This window comes from Mycobacterium sp. JS623 (assembly GCF_000328565.1).
Classification (GTDB): Bacteria; Actinomycetota; Actinomycetes; order Mycobacteriales; family Mycobacteriaceae; genus Mycobacterium.
Window position 1 is genome coordinate 769,641 of sequence record NC_019966.1, and the last position, 18,435, is coordinate 788,075.

The 18,435-nt window shown below is 64.0% G+C and carries 19 protein-coding genes and 1 pseudogene; 13 read left to right on the forward strand and 7 right to left on the reverse strand.

The features are described from left to right. Nucleotides 1–83: 83 nt before the first annotated feature. The 4 genes from MYCSM_RS03650 (at nucleotide 84) to MYCSM_RS03665 (ending at nucleotide 5,971) form a co-directional block, all read left to right on the forward strand. On the forward strand, nucleotides 84–1,280 hold the full coding sequence (locus MYCSM_RS03650; protein ID WP_015304786.1) for an amidohydrolase family protein: 1,197 nt from the start codon (nucleotides 84–86) through the stop codon (nucleotides 1,278–1,280). Beyond that, a complete protein-coding gene (locus MYCSM_RS03655; protein WP_015304787.1) occupies nucleotides 1,265–2,986 on the forward strand; it encodes an N-acyl-D-amino-acid deacylase family protein in 1,722 nt (573 codons plus the stop codon). Before MYCSM_RS03650 ends, MYCSM_RS03655 begins: the two co-directional genes overlap by 16 nt. Continuing rightward, on the forward strand, nucleotides 2,983–4,203 hold the full coding sequence (locus MYCSM_RS03660) for a cytochrome P450 (RefSeq protein ID WP_015304788.1): 1,221 nt from the start codon (nucleotides 2,983–2,985) through the stop codon (nucleotides 4,201–4,203). The genes MYCSM_RS03655 and MYCSM_RS03660 overlap by 4 nt, the downstream gene beginning before the upstream one ends. Nucleotides 4,204–4,429: 226 nt before the next feature. Then, nucleotides 4,430–5,971, forward strand: coding sequence for a serine hydrolase domain-containing protein (locus MYCSM_RS03665; RefSeq protein WP_015304789.1), 1,542 nt, complete (start codon nucleotides 4,430–4,432; stop codon nucleotides 5,969–5,971). Between the two features lie 106 nt (nucleotides 5,972–6,077). Here the strand turns inward: MYCSM_RS03665 and MYCSM_RS03670 are convergent, their stop codons facing one another. Together MYCSM_RS03670 and MYCSM_RS03675 are read right to left on the reverse strand one after the other, a co-directional pair. Next, complete coding sequence (locus MYCSM_RS03670) at nucleotides 6,078–6,794, reverse strand: M15 family metallopeptidase (RefSeq protein ID WP_015304790.1); 717 nt, start codon at nucleotides 6,792–6,794, stop codon at nucleotides 6,078–6,080. 163 nt (nucleotides 6,795–6,957) lie between these two features. Beyond that, the gene (locus MYCSM_RS03675) at nucleotides 6,958–7,461 is read right to left on the reverse strand and encodes a DUF5994 family protein (protein ID WP_015304791.1); all 504 of its coding nucleotides are present in this window, start codon (nucleotides 7,459–7,461) and stop codon (nucleotides 6,958–6,960) included. A 337-nt stretch (nucleotides 7,462–7,798) separates the two neighbouring features. Here MYCSM_RS03675 and MYCSM_RS03680 point away from each other — a divergent pair, with 337 nt between their 5' ends. From MYCSM_RS03680 to MYCSM_RS38015, 4 genes are all read left to right on the forward strand, one after another. Then, nucleotides 7,799–8,002: a cold-shock protein gene (locus MYCSM_RS03680; RefSeq protein WP_015304792.1), complete on the forward strand. Its 204-nt coding sequence runs from the start codon at nucleotides 7,799–7,801 to the stop codon at nucleotides 8,000–8,002. A 423-nt stretch (nucleotides 8,003–8,425) separates the two neighbouring features. Beyond that, the gene (locus tag MYCSM_RS03685; protein ID WP_015304794.1) at nucleotides 8,426–8,947 is read left to right on the forward strand and encodes a DUF5994 family protein; all 522 of its coding nucleotides are present in this window, start codon (nucleotides 8,426–8,428) and stop codon (nucleotides 8,945–8,947) included. Continuing rightward, on the forward strand, nucleotides 8,944–9,138 hold the full coding sequence (locus tag MYCSM_RS03690; RefSeq protein WP_015304795.1) for a hypothetical protein: 195 nt from the start codon (nucleotides 8,944–8,946) through the stop codon (nucleotides 9,136–9,138). Before MYCSM_RS03685 ends, MYCSM_RS03690 begins: the two co-directional genes overlap by 4 nt. Nucleotides 9,139–9,412: 274 nt before the next feature. Beyond that, nucleotides 9,413–9,889 (forward strand): hypothetical protein, encoded by a 477-nt coding sequence (locus MYCSM_RS38015; RefSeq protein WP_232425717.1) that lies wholly within the window; start codon nucleotides 9,413–9,415, stop codon nucleotides 9,887–9,889. A 24-nt stretch (nucleotides 9,890–9,913) separates the two neighbouring features. Here the strand turns inward: MYCSM_RS38015 and MYCSM_RS03705 are convergent, their stop codons facing one another. Continuing rightward, a complete protein-coding gene (locus MYCSM_RS03705; RefSeq protein ID WP_015304798.1) occupies nucleotides 9,914–11,101 on the reverse strand; it encodes a N(5)-(carboxyethyl)ornithine synthase in 1,188 nt (395 codons plus the stop codon). Further along, the gene (locus MYCSM_RS37710; protein ID WP_198344991.1) at nucleotides 11,085–11,222 is read right to left on the reverse strand and encodes a hypothetical protein; all 138 of its coding nucleotides are present in this window, start codon (nucleotides 11,220–11,222) and stop codon (nucleotides 11,085–11,087) included. Before MYCSM_RS37710 ends, MYCSM_RS03705 begins: the two co-directional genes overlap by 17 nt. Nucleotides 11,223–11,439: 217 nt before the next feature. On the opposite strand from MYCSM_RS37710, the gene MYCSM_RS03710 reads away from it, so the two are divergent. Continuing rightward, nucleotides 11,440–12,654, forward strand: a complete 1,215-nt coding sequence (locus MYCSM_RS03710) for a fatty acid desaturase family protein (protein ID WP_015304800.1) — start codon at nucleotides 11,440–11,442, stop codon at nucleotides 12,652–12,654. Nucleotides 12,655–12,667: 13 nt separating this feature from the next. On the opposite strand, the gene MYCSM_RS03715 is transcribed toward MYCSM_RS03710, so the two are convergent. Then, the gene (locus MYCSM_RS03715; protein ID WP_015304801.1) at nucleotides 12,668–12,973 is read right to left on the reverse strand and encodes a hypothetical protein; all 306 of its coding nucleotides are present in this window, start codon (nucleotides 12,971–12,973) and stop codon (nucleotides 12,668–12,670) included. A gap of 89 nt (nucleotides 12,974–13,062) precedes the next feature. Between MYCSM_RS03715 and MYCSM_RS36985 the strand changes: the two genes are divergently transcribed. The 3 genes from MYCSM_RS36985 to MYCSM_RS03725 all read left to right on the forward strand — a co-directional run bounded on the left by MYCSM_RS36985 (nucleotide 13,063) and on the right by MYCSM_RS03725 (nucleotide 14,894). After that, nucleotides 13,063–13,212, forward strand: a complete 150-nt coding sequence (locus MYCSM_RS36985; RefSeq protein WP_157681269.1) for a hypothetical protein — start codon at nucleotides 13,063–13,065, stop codon at nucleotides 13,210–13,212. A 302-nt stretch (nucleotides 13,213–13,514) separates the two neighbouring features. Beyond that, nucleotides 13,515–14,273 carry a TetR/AcrR family transcriptional regulator gene (locus MYCSM_RS03720; RefSeq protein WP_041311264.1) on the forward strand — a complete coding sequence of 253 codons (759 nt, stop codon included), beginning with the start codon at nucleotides 13,515–13,517 and terminating at the stop codon, nucleotides 14,271–14,273. 102 nt (nucleotides 14,274–14,375) lie between these two features. Next, nucleotides 14,376–14,894 carry a DUF5994 family protein gene (locus MYCSM_RS03725; RefSeq protein ID WP_015304803.1) on the forward strand — a complete coding sequence of 173 codons (519 nt, stop codon included), beginning with the start codon at nucleotides 14,376–14,378 and terminating at the stop codon, nucleotides 14,892–14,894. A gap of 66 nt (nucleotides 14,895–14,960) precedes the next feature. Here MYCSM_RS03725 and MYCSM_RS03730 read toward each other — a convergent pair whose 3' ends face one another. Together MYCSM_RS03730 and MYCSM_RS36850 are read right to left on the reverse strand one after the other, a co-directional pair. Beyond that, nucleotides 14,961–16,337 (reverse strand): aspartate aminotransferase family protein, encoded by a 1,377-nt coding sequence (locus MYCSM_RS03730; RefSeq protein WP_015304804.1) that lies wholly within the window; start codon nucleotides 16,335–16,337, stop codon nucleotides 14,961–14,963. A gap of 91 nt (nucleotides 16,338–16,428) precedes the next feature. Further along, nucleotides 16,429–16,593 (reverse strand): annotated as a pseudogene (locus tag MYCSM_RS36850) (methylmalonate-semialdehyde dehydrogenase (CoA acylating)); the annotation flags it as partial. 80 nt (nucleotides 16,594–16,673) lie between these two features. Here MYCSM_RS36850 and MYCSM_RS03740 point away from each other — a divergent pair. Further along, on the forward strand, nucleotides 16,674–18,257 hold the full coding sequence (locus MYCSM_RS03740) for a PucR family transcriptional regulator (protein WP_041311266.1): 1,584 nt from the start codon (nucleotides 16,674–16,676) through the stop codon (nucleotides 18,255–18,257). The last annotated feature ends 178 nt before the right edge of the window (nucleotides 18,258–18,435 follow it).

Here is an 18,435-nt window from a genome sequence, read left to right on the forward strand (position 1 = left end):
CAGTGGGCTGCTGCGGACCCCGAATTACGCTGTTTTTGCACAAATAGCATTGACAGCTGCCGTCAAGCGACCATAGTCGTCATATGGCGCTGCTGCCCGACCCGACGCCGCGGGAGCGACAGCACATCCTCATCTCGGTTGACGACCACGTCATCGAGCCACCCGACATGTTCGAGGGCCGCCTCCCCAACGCGCTGGCCGACCGGGCGCCGAAGATCGTGGAGTCCGACGACGGCACCCAGGTGTGGAGCTACGAAGGCCGCACGTATCCGAACATCGGGCTGAACGCGGTCATCGGGCGGCCCAAAGAAGAGTGGAGCATGGAAGCCGCCCGGTTCGACGAAATGCGCCGCGGCTGTTGGGATATCGACGCTCGTATCGCCGACATGGACCTTGCCGGCATCTGGGCATCGCTGAACTTCCCGTCGCTGATCGCCGGATTTGCGGGCACGGTGTTTTGGAAGAGCGACGACCCAGAACTCGGCCTCGCAGTACTGCGAGCGTGGAACGACTGGCACCACGAGGTGTGGGCAGGCTCCTACCCCGATCGCATCATCCCGCTGCAGCTGCCCTGGCTGGCCGACCCGCAACTGGCCGCCGACGAGCTGCGCCGCAATGCCGAACGTGGCTTCAAGGCCGTGAGCTTCCCCGAGCTGCCAGCACAATGCGGACTGCCCAGCCTGCACACCGGCGTCTGGGATCCGTTCCTCGCCGCATGCGAGGAGACCGACACCGTCATCTGCTTGCACACCGGCTCCGCGCAGTGGGCGCCGATCCCCGCACCCGACACCCCGTTCGAAACCATCACGACGCTGTTTCCCGTGAATGCCCTTGTCGCGACGGCAGATTGGTTGTGGTCGGGGATTCCGGTCCGTTTCCCGAAGCTGAACATCACGCTCGACGAGGGCGGCCTCGGCTGGGTGGCGATGCTGGCCGACCGGGCCGATTTCGTCCTCGCCCACTCGGCATCGGGAGCCGAGGGCGGCGCGTGGAAGAGCGACTTGCTGCCCAGCGAGGTGCTGCGACGCAACTTCTGGTTCTGTTCGATCGACGACCCGACGGCGTTCGGCACCCTCGGCGCGATCGGCGCCGACCGCATCCTCATCGAGAGTGACTACCCGCACGCCGACTCGACGTGGCCCGACACGCAGCATGTGGTCGCACGCAACGTCAAGAACCTCTCCGCCGACGACGCGGCCCGCATCACCCACCGCAACGCCGCCGAGCTGTTCCGCCACGCTCTCCCCGACGAAGGATGGCTGGCATGCTCGACCTCCTGATCAAAGACGCGTCGATTGTCGACGGCACCGGCGCGTCCGCCCGACACGGCGATGTGGGGGTGCGCGACGGACTTATCGTCGCGGTCGGCGGCGTCGACGAGCAGGCATCGAAAACCGTTGACGCGGAAGGGCAGACGCTCGCACCTGGCTTCGTCGACCTGCACACGCACTACGACGCCCAGCTGTTCTGGGACCCGACGGCGAGCCCCTCGGTGCAGCACGGCGTGACGACGGTCTTCGGTGGCAACTGCGGCTTCACGCTGGCGCCGGCAGGCCCCGAGCAACAGGATTACCTGACGCGGATGCTGGCCCGCGTCGAAGGCATGCCGTTGGAGGCGCTGCGCGCCGGGCTGGATTGGCAGTGGTCGTCCTTCGGCGACTGGCTGGCACGGCTCGACGGGCGCACCGCTGTCAATGCCGGTTTCCTGGTGGGCCACACGGCAATTCGCTTGGCAGCGATGGGCGACGACGCCGTCGGTGGCGAGGCGTCTGCGGCGCAGATCGAGAAGATGGCCATCCTGCTTGGCGCTGCGCTGGCCGACGGCGCGCTGGGTTTGTCGACGTCGCAGTCGCACACCCACAACGACGGGTCCGGGCAGCCGGTGCCGTCGCGCAGCGCGTCGCGCGACGAGCTGGTGGCATTGGCGGCCGTCCTGCGTCAGCATTCGGGCACGCAGCTGGAGGCGATCATCCCCGGCTGCTTGTCCGGCTTCACCGACGACGACATCGCGCTGCTCACCGACATGTCGAAAGCCGCCGACCGCCCCCTGAACTGGAATGTGCTCGGCGTCTCGGCCGGCAATCCCGAAGGTCATGAAAAGCAGTTGCGCGCATCGAAAGTCGCCGCGCAGCGTGGCGGGCGAATCGTCGCGCTGACATTGCCGCACTCGACGAAGATCCGGCTGTCGTTCCTGTCTGGTTTCGTACTCGACGGGCTGCCCGGCTGGCGCGAGACGATGCACCTGCCAATCCCCGAACGGCTGAAGGCATTGGCCGACCCCGAGGTGCGCAGGAGGCTCAACGACGGTGCTCACTCCGAAGAGGCCGGAATCCTTCGCGGCCTTGCCAATTGGGAACGGCTGATCATCGTCGAGACCTTCGCACCCCAGAATGACGACGCAACAGGTCGCGCGGTCGGTGACGTCGCGGCGGCGCGGTGCGGGGAAGCATTCGACGTGCTGCTGGACATCGTGATCGCCGACGAGCTGCGCACGGGCCTGTCGCCGCGGCCGTTCGGCGACGACGAAGCGGACTGGAAGGCGCGCGCGCAGGTGTGGCGTAACCGGGATGCGGTGATCGGCGGCTCGGATGCCGGCGCGCATCTCGACATGATGTGCGGCGCGATCTATACGACGTCGCTGCTCGGCCACGGCGTACGGGAGCACCAGGTGGTGACGTTGGAGGAAGCCATAAGGCTGATCACCGACGTTCCTGCGCGGCTGTACGGGCTGAAGGCGCGCGGCCGCATTGCCGAAGGCTGGCATGCGGATTTGGTGATGTTCGACCCCGCGACCGTCGACCACGGACCGGAGCAGACCCGCTACGACTTGCCTGCTGGCGCACCGCGTTTGGTGGCCGACGCGAAGGGGATCACGTCGGTGTGGGTGAGCGGCGTCGAGGTCTGCCACGACGGCGTCGCCACGGGCGCGGTGCCCGGCACGGTGCTGCGGTCAGGCCGCGACACCGAGACGGTGACAGCGTCGTGACCAACCGGGCTCCGCTGGACGAGTTTGATCCGGCCAAGCTGCAGGACGGGCTGCTGATGGCAGTCGAGGATGTGCACGAGAAGTTGCGCGTGGCAAGGGAAAAGCATCGCGTGATGGTCGGCAATCCGATTGTCGAGACGCCGGCGCAGAACCTCGACATGGCGGGCGTCACGGTACTCGGGTACGACGAGTGCCAGGCGGTACTCACGGATTCCGAAAGATTCTCGTCGTCGATCTACGAGAACATCATGGGCCCGGTGATGGGCAAGACGCTGCTGGAGCAGGAGGGTGATGAGCACCGGGCGAGCCGGGCGCTGGTGTCGCCGTTGTTCCGGGCGAAGCTGCTGGAGCGGTGGCGCACGGAACTGGTCGAGGTGGTGGTACATGAGCTGATCGACCAGTTCGCACCGCGGGGCTCGGCAGATCTGGTGCGGGAGTTCACGTTTGCGTTCCCGGTTCAGGTGATCGCACGACTGATGGGGCTGCCGCGCGAGGATTATGTGCGGTTCCAGCAGTTGTCGATCGAGCTGTTGAGCGTGGTCTACAACTGGGACGTCGGGATGGCGGCGTCGGCGACGCTGAAGGAGTACTTCGGTGAAATTCTGGCCGAACGGCGAAAGGATCCGCAGGACGACTTGATCAGCACGCTGGCGGAGTCGGAGATCGACGGGGAGCGGCTGACCGACGAGGAGATCTTCGCCTTCCTGTTGTTGATCTTGCCGGCCGGGGTGGAGACGACGTACCGGGCGTCGGGCAATCTCTTAGTGGCGATGCTGACGGAGCCGCCGGTCCTGGAGGCCGTGCGACAAGACCGAAGCCTGCTGCGCGGTGCGATCGAGGAGGCGCTGCGGTGGGAGCCGCCGATCAGCACGGTGGTCCGGGTGGCGAAGAAGGACTGTGAGCTGGGCGGGATCAAGATCCCCAAGGGCACCAACGTCAGTGTCAGCGTCGCGGCAGCGAACAGAGACCCCGCGCATTACCCGGATCCGGACCGGTTCGACCCGACGCGAAAGATCTTCGCGCATTTGACGTTTGGCGCGGGCCCGCATGTCTGCCTTGGCATGCCGCTGGCGCGGATGGAGACGACGGTGGCGATCAATGCACTGCTCGACCGGCTGCCAGACCTGCATTTGGATCCGACCGCGCCGGCACCGGTGATCAAGGGCGTGGCATTCCGCTCGCCGGCGGCACTGCCGGTCGAATTCACGCCGGTATAGTCTCGAGCATCAGGCGGGCGCCACTCGTGCAATGCCCCGTCCTCTCATCTGATCACGTCATTCGCTCTGATCGCGTCCCATTAGGCCGACACGCTTCGCCGTGCATGATCGCTGAGGTCGCCCGGCATGCCGGCCACGCCGACATCCTCGTCGAGCCGATTCGGGCATCGACGACGTCATACGATGGTCACTGATCTCCAAACTTCTGTGACGAGCGGCCAGCCTTATGTTCGGTAAGCAGTACGGGCGGCGTTGCCTGACCATCGTCGCTGTCTTGCTCGCGCTGACCGCGGGTTGCTCACGCGGCGACGCAGCGAACACACCCATAGGCGACGGCGCGCAGGCAACGCAGACGGCGCCCCCGGCGCAGATTCCGCCCCCGGCGCAGATTCCGCCCCCTGCGCCGCCTCCGGTCCCGTCGCCTGCCTTGCCGCCTGACGCGGGCCCGACACCAGACTTCGTAACGGTCTCCAGGCTGATCGACGATGCGATTGCGGCGCATAAGCTGCCCGGTGCTGTGGTTCTGATCGGCCATGGCGGCAGGGTCGTCTTCGAGCAGGCGTATGGAGAGCGCAAACTGGCAGGCGAGCCGGGGCTCGACGGGTCGCCCGCGCCTGCAGAGCCGATGACCGAGGACACGATCTTCGACATGGCGTCGTTGACCAAACCACTCGCCACCGCGACCGCCGTCATGCAGCTCTACGAACAGGGCAAGGTTCGGTTCGATGACCCTGTGCAGCAGTATCTTCCCGACTTCAATCCGGCGAACAACCCACAGCGCGCGAAGGTCACCGTTCGCATGCTGCTGACGCACACCTCCGGTGAAACGGGCGACGTCGACCTCAAAGATCCGTGGGGACTCGACGGAGTCAACAAAGCAGAAGGCATTCATCGCGCACTCACCACGCCGCTGGAATCGGCTCCCGGTGAGAGTTTTCGCTACTCCGACATCAACTTCATACTGCTGGGCGCCTTGGTCGAAAACGTCACTGGCGAAGCCGAAGACGACTACGTCCAGCAGAACGTGTTCGCGCCGCTGGGTATGACCGACACCCGGTACCTTCCCGCTTCCGAAGTATGTGGTTCACACACCATGCGAGGAGCCGTATGCCCCGCATCCGCTTGGAATACCAGCCTGTTGTCGCGCATCGCGCCGACAGCACGGGACGAAGAGGGCAGAGCCGATGCCGGCAAAAATCCCGATCTTGATTACCTGCTGCGCGGTACCGTGCACGACACGACGGCGCGGCGAATGGGTGGAGTCGCCGGGCATGCCGGTCTGTTCTCGACGGCGCACGACGTCAGCATCTACGCGCAGGCCCTGCTTGACCGGCTTGCCGGCAGACCGAGCGAATTCCCGTTACAGCAAGCAACTTTGGAACTGATGACGACTCCGCAGCAGCCAGGACACACGGCACAACAACTCGACGCCGCGAACCAGGCCACGCGCGAAGCCGTCGCAACGAAGTCGAACATGACGAATCCGCTACTGGCGCCGCGCTATCCGGCGATCAGGGGCCAAAACCTGCGCGGGTTTGGCTGGGATATCGATTCGCCCAATTCCGCGCCCCGAGGCATCGTCTTTCCGATCGGCAGCTTCGGCCACACCGGCTTTACCGGAACCACGGTGTGGATGGATCCAGGCTCGGATACCTACGTAGTTCTGTTATCGAATTCAATCCATGTGCGCGGCAGTCCACCCATTCAGGAGCTGCGGGGCGAAGTGGCGACAGCGACGGCCAAGGCGCTGCGGCTCTACGGCACGTGACGTTCCGGCAAAGCCGCGACCCTTCCGTAGGCGGTGCTGCCCTCGGCGGGGTGAGTGGTGCTCCAGACGTATCGGGTGTTCCCTACCGCTTGTTTGCTGGCGGCGATCAGCGCTCGAAGTGCTGGTAGTCGATGGGAGCCCTCCAGTCGCCGCCCCAGCGCCAACCGCGATCGGTGAATGTGCGCACGGCCGCATCGCCCGCGTGCAGGATCCCTGGGTCGGTGCGGCTGCGGTCGACGTACGGCGCGGCGGTCTTGGGTTGGACAACACCCCGATCGATCTCGGGGTTGAGCAAAGGGTTGACGTCGATCGCTCGACCGAAGGCGTGAAGTGACCAGTGGCCGGTGCCGGGGATGTCTCGGCAGTTGAACGCCGACGTGTTGTTGTCCTCCATCGACAGCTCGTCGTCGGCACCCGGGTAGACGTCGACGGTGCGGATCTTCTCGATCGGATAACGCAACTGGAGCAGTTGCCTGAAGATATCGACGACTTCGGTTGCGACGTCTTGGTTCACGATCAGCGCGCCACGGTGGACTTGTCCGTCGAAGCCGATGTAGTCGACGTCGACCCGGCGCAGCTGCTCCGGACCGACGGGACAGTTGGAGTGCCAGCTCGGACCGAGGTCGGCGGCGGTGACCGGCTGAATAGTTGGGATGGGTGTTGCAGACGATGACGTCTCGCCTTTAGTCGGCGACGTCTCGTGGCTAGACGGCGCCGCAGGAGGAGGTGGCGGGGAGCTGCATTGCACAAGGACGGCGCAAGCTACCAGCGGGGCGATCCGCCATGCTGCGGCCGGTAAGAGGCGTCGGCCGGTTGTCTTCATCTGAACACTGCTGCTCGAAGTGGCTTCGGAGATGGCCCACGTTACCGGGTAGAACGCCGGTCCTGACTAGATATGCAAATTGCCCAGCTCGCGGCGACAGTGTTGCTCAATGCTGGCCGCGGTATAGAGCTGAAATGCGTTCAGCACAACGATATTGGCGTGTTTACACCTGTGTAGCGCCGGCCGCCGCGGCCTCGGCCTGGCTGCGAGCGGGAGAGTGTTGGGCACGTGCGGTCTGCACTATGGCGCCCGCGGTGTGGAAGGCCGCGGTGTGCTGGTGCGCATACATGACCGGCAGATCAGCGGCTTGCCGCAGCACCATCACCGCCAGAGCCATACTCGTCCCGCACGGCACGACGAGTAGCTGGGCCTTCGCACGCCTGCCGGTGATGGTCATGATGCGCAGGTGACGACTGTCCCCGCCGTGCGCTCCACCGCGCCGGTTGAGCAAGTCGAGGTTGGGGATTCCTTGCAATGACGACCAGTTGAGGGCGATATCGATGACTTTGCCCAGTGGTTTGCGTACAGCGTCGGCCAGGTCGGAGAGTTCGCGGGCGATCGAGACCGTGTGAGGCCACCACGCCCCGTCCAGTCCGCTGCCAAGTGTGGACGTCAGCGTAAACCGAACCGGACTCCGAAGATTCCGACCATCGACGCCGCCAGTCACGCCGAGACACCTTGATACGCAGGAATTTTGATGTACGAGCCCATGTGATCCAAGGACGGCTTCCTTCATTTCGAGGCCGACTGCGGGCGCCGGCTTACGAATCGGATCGCACGTTGATCGGGTTCGGCCGGGTGTCGGTCGAGGACCTCCGTTGACTACGAAACGGTTCGACTCAGGCTACACCCGGGGTTTGCGGCCGCACACTTGCCATCCGGTCAATGCCGCCGAGAGTGCGGGAAGCGTTCTAGCACAACCGAAGACGTTTTTTGACCTAATCATGGTAAGCTGATGGCGAATGCCTGTCGGCATTCGTTCAGAATGAGAGAAGTTGAAGAGTATGGCACAGGGAACTGTGAAATGGTTTAACGGCGATAAGGGCTTCGGCTTCATCGCACCCGACGGCGGCGCAGAAGATGTGTTCGTTCACTACTCGGAGATCCAGGGCAGCGGATTCAAGTCGCTCGAGGAGAACCAGCGAGTTGAGTTCAACATCACGCAGGGCGCCAAGGGCCCGCAGGCAGTCGGAGTAACTGCCGTCTAACGACCTCTAACCATTGTGGGCTGGTGGATTTTCCGCCGGCCCACAATGCGTTTAGGGACTTCTCGCGCCGTGCCTGCTGGGTGGGCGTACGCTGGGACTATCGGGACCATCCAGGCCCCCACATTTAGGGGTCAATATGGCTGACAAATCTCCCCGACAAGCGATGAGTAAAAAATCCGGTAAATCGCTGAAAGAAAAGCGAGCGGACAAGCGCGCCAAGGGCGAGCATTCATCGTCTACAACAGACGTACTGCACATTCAGAAGCATTGAGACACAACGGCTCTCATTGAGTAGGGCCGGCATCGGCGCCCGTCGAGGCGCGGTGCGCAGAGTCGGTGGCATGTCGCGCGTGACCGTTTGAGATTGCGCCGTCGCCGATTCGAGTGAATTGACCGATTCGCGGTCAAGACGGGAGCGTCGTCATGACGCGACACGACAATGGCACCGATCCCGGCGCGCGACCCAACGGACCAGAGCACACCCCGCGGCTGCGATTGAAGCCCAAGGCGCCGGTATCCGGGCATGTCGACGGGGCGTGGTGGCCACGAACTGATGACCTCACCGCTGAACTGCCGGATCTGCTGGCGGTGCTGTCGGTACGACTGGGGGTTATCGATCGGGTTCTGTACAACCTGGCCGAATGGGCGCGGATGCCCAAGCGACTGACGACCGGGGGCAGAGCGGTCCGATTGGACGGCTACCGGTTGCAACCAGCCAATACCCTGCAGGTGCTGGGGCTTGCCCGCGAGAAGATCCTGTTGCTGGTGGTGCCTCCGCACACGGATCCCGATATCGCGCACGAGGCGATGATGACCGCGGCAGCGCCGAACGACGTGACCACCGTGGGCGACTTGCTCGCCATTGGTGCGCTTAACGGAGGCGAAGGTTCTGACGACTATCACCGCCCGACATTTCGTCGGCGGATACGGCGGTTTCGACCGTGACAGTCAAAGTGACACTGCCCGACGGCGGAACCGACCGATACATGCGGTTCGGTGACGCATACGTCAAGCGTCCTAACGGCACGCTCGACGTCATCCGCACCGGTGCTAAGCATCCCTACAGTTATGCGTCCGGAGATTGGACCGACGTCGAAGGCGACCAGAAGAGGTCCACGAAACGCTTATGGGGATGATCAACGCTGTTGAGAAACCTTTGGACACCACCAATTTGAGGACCAACCAGATGAAATCCAATGATCTGTTTTCGCATCCCTATGTGTCCGAGGCTGCGACCAAGGCTGAGCACGATTCGGCACCGGTTCAGGCTCCCGTTTTCTCCGACAGTGACGCCGAAAAGAAGCGAACCGCTGTCAGGTCGGGGTCGTAGATGAGTTGACGGAAGGCGCGTCCGATAACGCGTACTAGCCAATCTATGCGTCCCTATCAGGGCGCTCGGAATGAGGCATGATGAGCAGGTCTGACGACAGAGAGCGAATCACCTTTCGCGAGAACGTGATCCACGTCGGTGCTGGGTTCGCGGCAAAGGAACGTCCGCACGTGGTGGAGGCGTTGTCTACGCTCGCGCCCCATCTGGGAAGGTGGGATTCGCGCAATGTGGACGTCGAAGTCACCCTGCAGGACCGCGGAGGCAAGGAGCAACGCGTCACACTGCGTACCACGCTGCCGGGCCTTCCACAGCTGATAGCTGTTGCCGAGAGCCCCGACATCACACGTGCCCTCAATGGGGCCAAGCGCGAGCTGATTCGTCAACTCGAGCACCAGAAGTCGGCGCGCGAACCGATGAACAATCGCCGGCTCAGGCGTGCGACGATTCGGCGTGCCACGGCGTTCGCCCAAGCGCGCTCGAGCTTGCGCCGGAGGGGCCGGCGGCGGGAAATAGTTACAGCACAGTCCACTTGGGATTCCGAGGGCGGCGCACAGTAGAGGGCGTGAGTCGTTGCCACGACGTTATTGCGCGTGCTTGGTTCCCTGAGCGACGAGAGCGTGCGGGTAGGCATCGCCGCGGTGCTGAAACTTCAAAATGCTGGGATTGAGAACGACACCGTCGCTGATCTCGATGGCCCGGGAAATCGTCGAGGTGGAGTTCCACATCGCCGGACCCGCAAGGATCGTTTCGAGGTGAGGCAACAACGCCTCGCTGATCTCCCACGTGGCCGAGTTCCACAGGTATGACGGGCTGTGGTCGACGGCGTAGTAATGCACGCCATTGGCCACCTCGATGACCGGGCGGGTGAACGAGGTCGGGTGCGCCCAGCTGAAGCCCATGCCCACGTCGCAGGAGACGTCGACGATCAGACTCCCTGGAGCGAAAGCGTCCAACTCATTCTCGGTCACAAAGATCAGGGGAGCCGCGGGATCCTGCAGTACGCAATTGACGATGATGTCGTTGTCGGCAAGAAATCGGGCCACCGGCACCACGCCGTCGTCCGGGGTATCCGCCCACGTCCGGCCGGGCGTCTCGTCGTCTTGCCCCATCTGGACAATCTGGGTGGAGTGAATCGGCGAACCGACGGCGGCCACCTCGCGGTTGGTCAGCACGCGCACATCGTCCACGCCGTGGGCGTTCAACGCGGTGACTGCGCCGCGGGCCGTGGCCCCGAACCCGATGACCGAAGCTCGCAGACGCCGGCCGTAGCTGCCGGTGATCCCTGCTAGTTGCATGGCGTGCAGCACGGAGCAGTAACCGGCGAGCTCGTTGTTCTTGTGAAAGACGTGCAGTCCGAATCCGCCGTCGGCCTGCCAGTGATTCATCGCCTCGAACGCAATCAGCGTCAGCCGTCGGTCGATCGCGATCTGCGTCAGGGCGGTGTCTTGCACGCAGTGCGGCCAGCCCCAGACGACTTGTCCCACATTGAGTTCTGCCAGATCCCCGGCCTGGACCTTGGGCAACAAAATGACATCGCAGTCGGCGATGAGTTGTTCCCGAGTCCTGATGCCCCCGACCAGTCCGGCCAGCGCGTCATCCGTAGCGCCGAACTCCGCGCCGTAGCCATGCTCGAGAAAGATCTGCTGCCGGACCCGCTGCTCGATCCTGACGAAATGCGCCGGGTGAATCGGCAATCTACGCTCGTCCGGCTTGCGCGAACGAGCCAGTACCGCCAACGAAAGCGATTGCGCCTCAGCGCTTCTTGCCATGAAGCAATGCCTCAGTTGTCGAGGTGCGGGCCAGCAGCTTGGCGTGCTTGGCGGCTCTCTTCTCTTTCAGGGATTTTCCGGACTTCTTGGTCTCGGCATGTCGGGGAGATTTATCAGACATCGCTGACCCCTTGATCATGGGGCCTGGTTGGTCCCGATAACCCTGACGTTACCCGGTTGGCATTTGATGTTGGCGCACAACGATGGTTTGCGGCGTTGGCAGCACGTACACTGGTGGTACGCCGACGCGCTGCCGTCGTCTCTCGATCTCGGCCGGTGGTCCGCAACCCGCGGGTTCTCGCACGAGCCCACCCTCACCATCATCGGACGGACCACTCTTGGCAATTGCGGACATCGCCGCGTACGCGCATCTGAGCGAGGCGGATGTTACGGCCCTCGGGTACGAACTTGATGCCATCCGCCGCGACATCGAAGAGTCGCTCGGCGAAAGGGACGCGGCCTATATCCGACGAACCATCAGGTTCCAAAGGACGCTCGACGTCGCGGCCCGCCTGCTCATCGGCTGCACCAAGTCGCGCGCCGGCTGGGTGCTGGGGACCGCGTCGCTGGCGTTCGCAAAAAGTGTCGAGAACATGGAGATCGGCCACAATGTCGGCCACGGCCAGTGGGATTGGATGAACGATCCGGAGATCCACTCGAGCACGTGGGAGTGGGACATGGTCGCGGTCTCGTCGCAATGGAGGTATTCGCACAACTACCGCCACCACGTGTTCAGCAATGTGGTGGGCGTCGACGACGATCTCGGCTTCGGCGTCATGCGGGTAACCCGCGATGAACCATGGCGAGCCTCTTACCTGTTGCAGCCGCTTCGAAATCTGTTGTTGGCAATAGTTTTCGAGTGGGGCATAGCGCTTCACGGTGTCCATTCGGAGCGCGATCGGGCGGCGGCAGATGTCGAACAGGTGGCCAAGGCAAGGGCTACGCTGATCGGAAAGATCACCCGCCAAGCGGTCAAGGACTACGTACTCATCCCGGCGCTGAGCCTTTCTCGCTGGCGCAGAACCTTGGCCGCAAACGTGTCAGCCAACCTTCTGCGGAACCTCTGGGCGTATGTGGTGATCTTCTGTGGACATTTCCCGGATGGCGCAGAGAAATTCACTTCCGACGTACTCGAACGGGAAAGCCGGGCCGAGTGGTACCTGCGGCAGATGCTCGGTGCCGCGAACTTCAAGGCTGGCCCGCTGCTGGCGTTCTCGAGCGGCAATTTGTGTTACCAGATCGAGCACCACTTGTACCCCGACCTGCCGAGTAACCGCTACGCCGAGATCGCGGCTCGGGTGCGGGCGCTATGCGACAAGTACGACCTGCCTTACACCAGTGGTTCGCTTGTGCACCAGTATCTGTTGACGCTGCGAACGATCCACAAACTCGCGCTGCCCGACAAGTTCCTGCGGGCCACATCTGACGACGCGCCCGAAACCGCGTCGGAACGCAAGTTCACCACCGGTGCCGAACCGGCTAGTCGACCGGGTGGATCGACAATTGGCCTGCGATCGGCGTTGCGTAGTCGCGCACGCGTAGGTCGCCGCTGACGACCAGACGCCGTCAGTGGAGCGCCGGTGGTGCCCGCCTGGCTGCGATCGACATTCGATTGGTGTCGCGCCCGCAGGCGCGCAGCGTTCTGACCTCGATTTCGATCTCGGCCGCCTGAATTCTCGCGGCGTACTCGTCGGCGAGCGCGTGTTGTCGACGAACTCGTCGCGCGTTCTGGTCGGCTTTGTCGCGGATTGTCGTGTCGGTGGGGTGGCGCTGTGGCGCGCGTGTCTTGTACGTGACCCAGACGACTACGCCGGCGAGGGCGAATACCGCCAATGCGGCGACGAGTACCAAAACGGTTGTGTTCGTGGGCATGCCGATCCCTAGGGTTGATGCAACGAGATGAGGCCTGGTGCTCCGGGTGACTATTGCTTCGGCAGGGCGTTCCTGATCCGGTGCGACGGGTGGCCAGTGGCCGTGTCGGCTCGGGTTTGATGTTCGAGCTTGGTGTCGTGATCGTTATCGACGAACGCAATTTTTCGGAGATGGCGGGCGACTGCCCGGCGAGCGTCGGCGGCGCGACTCGCGGCGGGCCACAGGTCGGTTCGCAGTAGCCGGAGCCCGAGCGACGTCACCGCGCCGACCGCGATCCTAAAGAGGAACGACGTGCGGCCTGCCCCTGCGGGCTGACGGCCGAACACGCTGAGTCGGTCGGCGGGTGCGTCTCCCCCGCCTCGCTCAGGACGCCCACCATCGGTACGCGCCAATCGAGTTGGGTGACAAGCATTCAAGATCTCTCATCTGCTAGTAGACCCCAAGTAGACGCTCCATTAACCTGTTTGTCAACAGCGTGGACCCACATCGTGGGCCCAGGAACTGGCAAGTGTTGGAAAAACCGAAGGGAATGCTGCCCGCTATGACGAAACAGCGCTCTGCGCGCAGTGCCGATAACACCGGAGGCGACGACAATCAGGTGAGCAGGTCTGGGATTCTGCAATCCGCATTGCTGATCGTCGACCGTGACGGTGTCGATGGCCTGTCAATGCGGCGCCTGAGTGACGAGGTGCGCCGCGATCCCACGGTGATCTACCGCCACATACCGAACAAGGCGGCACTGCTAGACGGTGTCGCCGAGATCGTGCTTGGCCAACTACGGGTGAACACCGCAGATCCGGATTGGATGGGCCAGCTTCGTGCGGTGGCCCACCACTTCCGCCAGTTGGCCCTCGTACACCCAAAGGTGGTGCCGCTGTTGGTGACTCGACCGCTATCCACGCCCCTGGGCCGACGACCGCGGGGGATGCTGCGGCCGCTCGAGGATGTGCTCACGCTGCTCACCGCCGCCGGCTTCAGCGGGCCAGATGCCCTGCACATCTACCGGGTGCTCTTCGGATACCTCCACGGCCACATACTCACCGAGATCCAGGAAGTCGTCGAGCGGCCCGAGGAGACAGACGATGTGTTGCGCCTGGGCCTGCACCGGCTCCCTCTGACCGAGTTCCCCTTGGTCCGCGCGCTGGCGTCGGATCTGGCTAACTTCGACGGCGCCGCGGAGCTCGACCGCGGTCTCGATCTCCTGCTCTCGGGTCTTGCGGCCGCGCTGGGTCGGTCAATGAAATCGCCTGTCTCCCAACGATCTAGACGGGCGCGGGTCAGAGCTGGACAACCCGAGTAGACTGGAGATACATCGGCGGTACTTCGTTATATGACCGTTCAAGGTTGTGTCGTCGTCGATTGGTAGATCTGGCCGGTTCTCGGTCAAGACAGGAGCGTCGCAATGACGCTGAGACAAGTTCGCACCGACGCCGGGCAACGCTCCGCACCACCGGAACACACGCCACGATTGCGCTTGAAGCCCAAGGCGTCCCAGAGTGGGCATGTCGACGGGGCATGGTGGCCGCGCAGTGACGACCTCGCCGCGGAGCTGCCAGACCTGCTGGCGGTGCTGTCGGTTCGGCTCGGACGCATTGACCGCGTGCTGTACAACCTCGATGAGTGGGCGAAATCCCCCCCGAAACTAGAGACTGGCGGACGACTGGTACGGCTCGACGGCTACCGTCGGCAGCCGACTAACACCGTCGAAGTGCTCGGCCTCACCGGCACCAGGATCGTCTTGCTGGTGGTGCCCCCGTACACCGACTCCGATCTTGCTCACGAAGCGATGATGACTGCGGCGGCGCCCAACGACACTTCGATGGTCGGCAATCTGCTCGCGATCGGCGCGCGCGAACAACAGGGGCCCAGTACCTGTTACCACCCGACATTTCGGCGGCGCGTCCGGCGATTTGCAAGCTGACGGTTACGGTGCACAACGGAAATTGTTGCAGCTAGACCAAATTAGGGGTCTTAGCGCCGCAGCGGGTTAGAGCCGGCGACCCGCTTCGCTCAGCACGCCGTCCAGGGCTTCGTAGATTGCGTCGAACTCGTTCTGCCCGCTGATCAGTGGCGGGGCCACCTGGACGACGGGATCGCCGCGGTTGTCCGCGCGGCAATACAAGCCAGCCTCGAGCAGTGCGGTGGTGAGCTGGGGGAGCAGACGACCGCACTCGTCGTTGGTGAAGGTTTCCTTGGTGGCTTTGTCCTTGACGAGTTCGATGGCGTAGAAGAAACCTTCGCCGCGGACGTCGCCGACGATCGGCAGGCTAAGCAGCTTCTCGAGCGTCGTGCGGAACGCGGGCGCGGTTTCCTTGACGTGGTCGTTGATGCCCTCGCGCTCGAAGATGTCGAGGTTGGCCAGGGCCACGGCTGACGACACGGGATGGCCGCCGAACGTGTAGCCGTGGGCGAATGTGGTCTTGCCGTCGTTGAACGGTTCGAAGAGCCGGTCGCTGGCAACCATCGCGCCCAGCGGCGAGTAGCCCGACGTCAAACCCTTTGCGCTGGTAATGATGTCCGGTACGTAGCCGAAGTCGTCGCAGGCGAACATCGAGCCGATCCGGCCGTAGGCACAAATGACTTCATCGGAGACCAGCAGCACGTCGTACTCGTCGCAGATCTCGCGGACGCGCTCGAAGTATCCGGGTGGCGGCGGGATGGACCCACCGGCATTCTGCACCGGTTCGAGGAAGACGGCCGCGACGGTGTCCGGGCCCTCGAATTCGATGGCTTCGGCGATGCGGTCGGCGCAGTACTGCCCGAATGCCTTGATGTCGTGGGCATATGGCTCGGGTGCCCGGTAGAAGTTGGTGTTGGGTACGCGGAAGCCCCCGGGGGTCAGCGGTTCGAACTGCTGCTTGAAGATCGGAAGCCCGGTGATCGCCAGCGCACCCTGCGGCGTGCCGTGGTAGGCGGTCTTGCGCGAAATCACCTTGTGCTTACCGGGTTTGCCGGTGAGCTTGAAGTAGTTCTTGGCCAGTTTCCATGCCGACTCGACGGCCTCGCCGCCGCCGGTGGTGAAGAACACCCGGTTCAGATCACCTGGCGCAAACCCGGCGACTCGTTCCGACAGTTCGATCGCACTCGGTGTGGCGTAGGACCACAGCGGGAAGAACGCCAGTGTCTCGGCCTGTTTGGCCGCGGCCTCAGCGAGTTCCTTGCGACCGTGGCCGACCTGAACAACGAAAAGCCCTGCGAGGCCGTCGATGTAGCTCTTGCCCTTGTCGTCCCAGATCGTCACGCCTTCGCCGCGGGTGATGATCGGCGGCGTGATCCCTTCGCCATGCTTCGCGAAGTGACCCCACAGATGGCGGTTGGCCTTCGCGGCGAGATCCGTTGTTACTTGGTCAATGGTTTGCGTCATTGTGCAACCCAATCTATTTGTTTTGGCGGAAGCTCAGTTCGATGCCGCCGTGGCTGGGGTCGAGCCAGCGGCTGGTGATGGCTTTGCCGCGGGGGGATGCCTCGGCGGCCGCATCGATCACGGTGTGCATATCCTCGACGGTGGCCAACGCCACCTGACCGGTCACCGCACCGGTCGCCGGATTCGTCACCGGCAGCGATCCGCCGCTGCCAGCAAAAGCGTCGTTGTTCAACCAGTGGGTGATGCCATTCTGCACAGCTCCAGCCTGCCATCGGACGTCGCCTGACGGTCGTGCCAGGTTGTCAACGAAAACGTGTGCTGATTTACAGTGTGTAAATGCCTATGACCGTGGCGGACGTCGTTAACCTGCCGGTCATCCAGGCCGGCCGGCCCGAGGTGCTGAGCGCCCGCCGATGGGACGAACAGATCCGCTGGGTGCACGTCAGCGACGTCGCGGATTTGTCGACCCTGTTGCAGGGCGGCGAGCTGGTACTGACAACCGGCACCGCACTGCGCCGATCCCCGGCCCGATACTTGCGCGCCATTGCCGAGGCCGGTGCGCTCGGGGTCATCGCGGAACTGCCCGAAGGCGCATCTCTGCCGAAGACGGCGCCGACAGCAGCGGAAAGTTCAAATGTTGCGTTGATCGTGCTGCACCACGAGATCAAGTTCGTCGAAGTGACCGAGGCAGTGCATCGACGGATCGTCTCCGAGCAGTTCGACGCGGTCGCGTTCGACCGTCGCGTGCACGCGACGTTCACCGACCTGAGCATGAAACGGGTTTCGGCGCCAGGAATCGTCACCGCCGCCGCCCGTATGCTCGACGAGCCGGTCGTGCTGGAAGACCTTGCGCACCAAGCACTTGCGGTAGCACCGGGTCCTGAAATCACCGCTACACTGCTCGACGCCTGGGAACACCGCTCCCGGCGGGCGCGAGACGGCTGGGCGATGACACCGGTCGGCCCCCGCGGCGAAGAATGGGGAAGGTTGGTCGTCCCGCGGCTTCCGGCCGACGCGTCGCGCGCCAAGATGGTGCTCGAGCGCGCCGCGGCGGCACTCGCGCTGAACCGGATGATCGAGCGTGACCGGTCCGGGCTACACCAGCAGGCCCAGAGCGGGCTGATCGACGACGTCATGCGCAACCGCGTCACCGACGAGCGTGAGATCACCGCCCGGGCATACGCTTTGGGCCTCCGAAAGACGTCCCGATACCACCCCGTGGTGGTGCGCACCGATGATGCATCGACTGCATCCGACCCGGTGGCCGGACAGCGCCGCAACGTCAGACTCCTGGACGCGGTGGCCCACACCGTGAACGCCTCAGGGCACACCGGACTCTTCACGATCCGCCGCGACGGTGAGATCGCCGCCGTGGTGGCGTTGAACGCAAGCCGGGCGGAAAGGGCGTGGAGCGCGCTGGGCTCAGCGGTGGCGCGGGAGGTAGCGCGAATAGATGGAGGTCCGCGGTCGGTCCTTGCATTAGGTGAATCGTCGGGGCTTGTCGCCGAGGCCATCATCGGGATCGCCGACGCGGCGCACGTTGCCGAGGCCGCGTTGGCGATGGGCGGTGAGCCGCGGCCGTTCTACCGCACGTCGGATGTGCGGCTACGCGGGCTCATCTCACTGCTGCAGGACGACCCGCGGATCCAGGCGTTCGCCGAAACCGAACTCAAAGCTCTGTTGACAGCCGAGAGTGCAAGTAGGCCAACGGACTTCGCGATACTGCGGGAGTACCTCCGGTTGGGCGGGAACAAGGTCGCACTGGCGGGTCAGCTGCGCATCAGCAGGCCGGCGCTCTACAAACGGCTGGCGGCCATCGAGGCGAAACTAGGCGTCGACCTCGACGATGCGGAGTCCACAGCGTCGCTACATGTGGCCATGCTGGTGATGGAGGTACGTCGCGGGGTCACACCGTCGTAGGAAGCCAATTTCACGCTCGTCACTGGCGGCAGTGTCGCGCGCAGCACGACGCTGGCCGTGGTGCCGTTCCTCGGCCTGCTCGTCGGCATCGTCGTCGGGCAGCCGGAGCGCAGGCGGTTGCCCGAGAGCGCGTGACCTGATGGCCGGGCAGATCAACCGGAACCCCGCCCGATCTAGT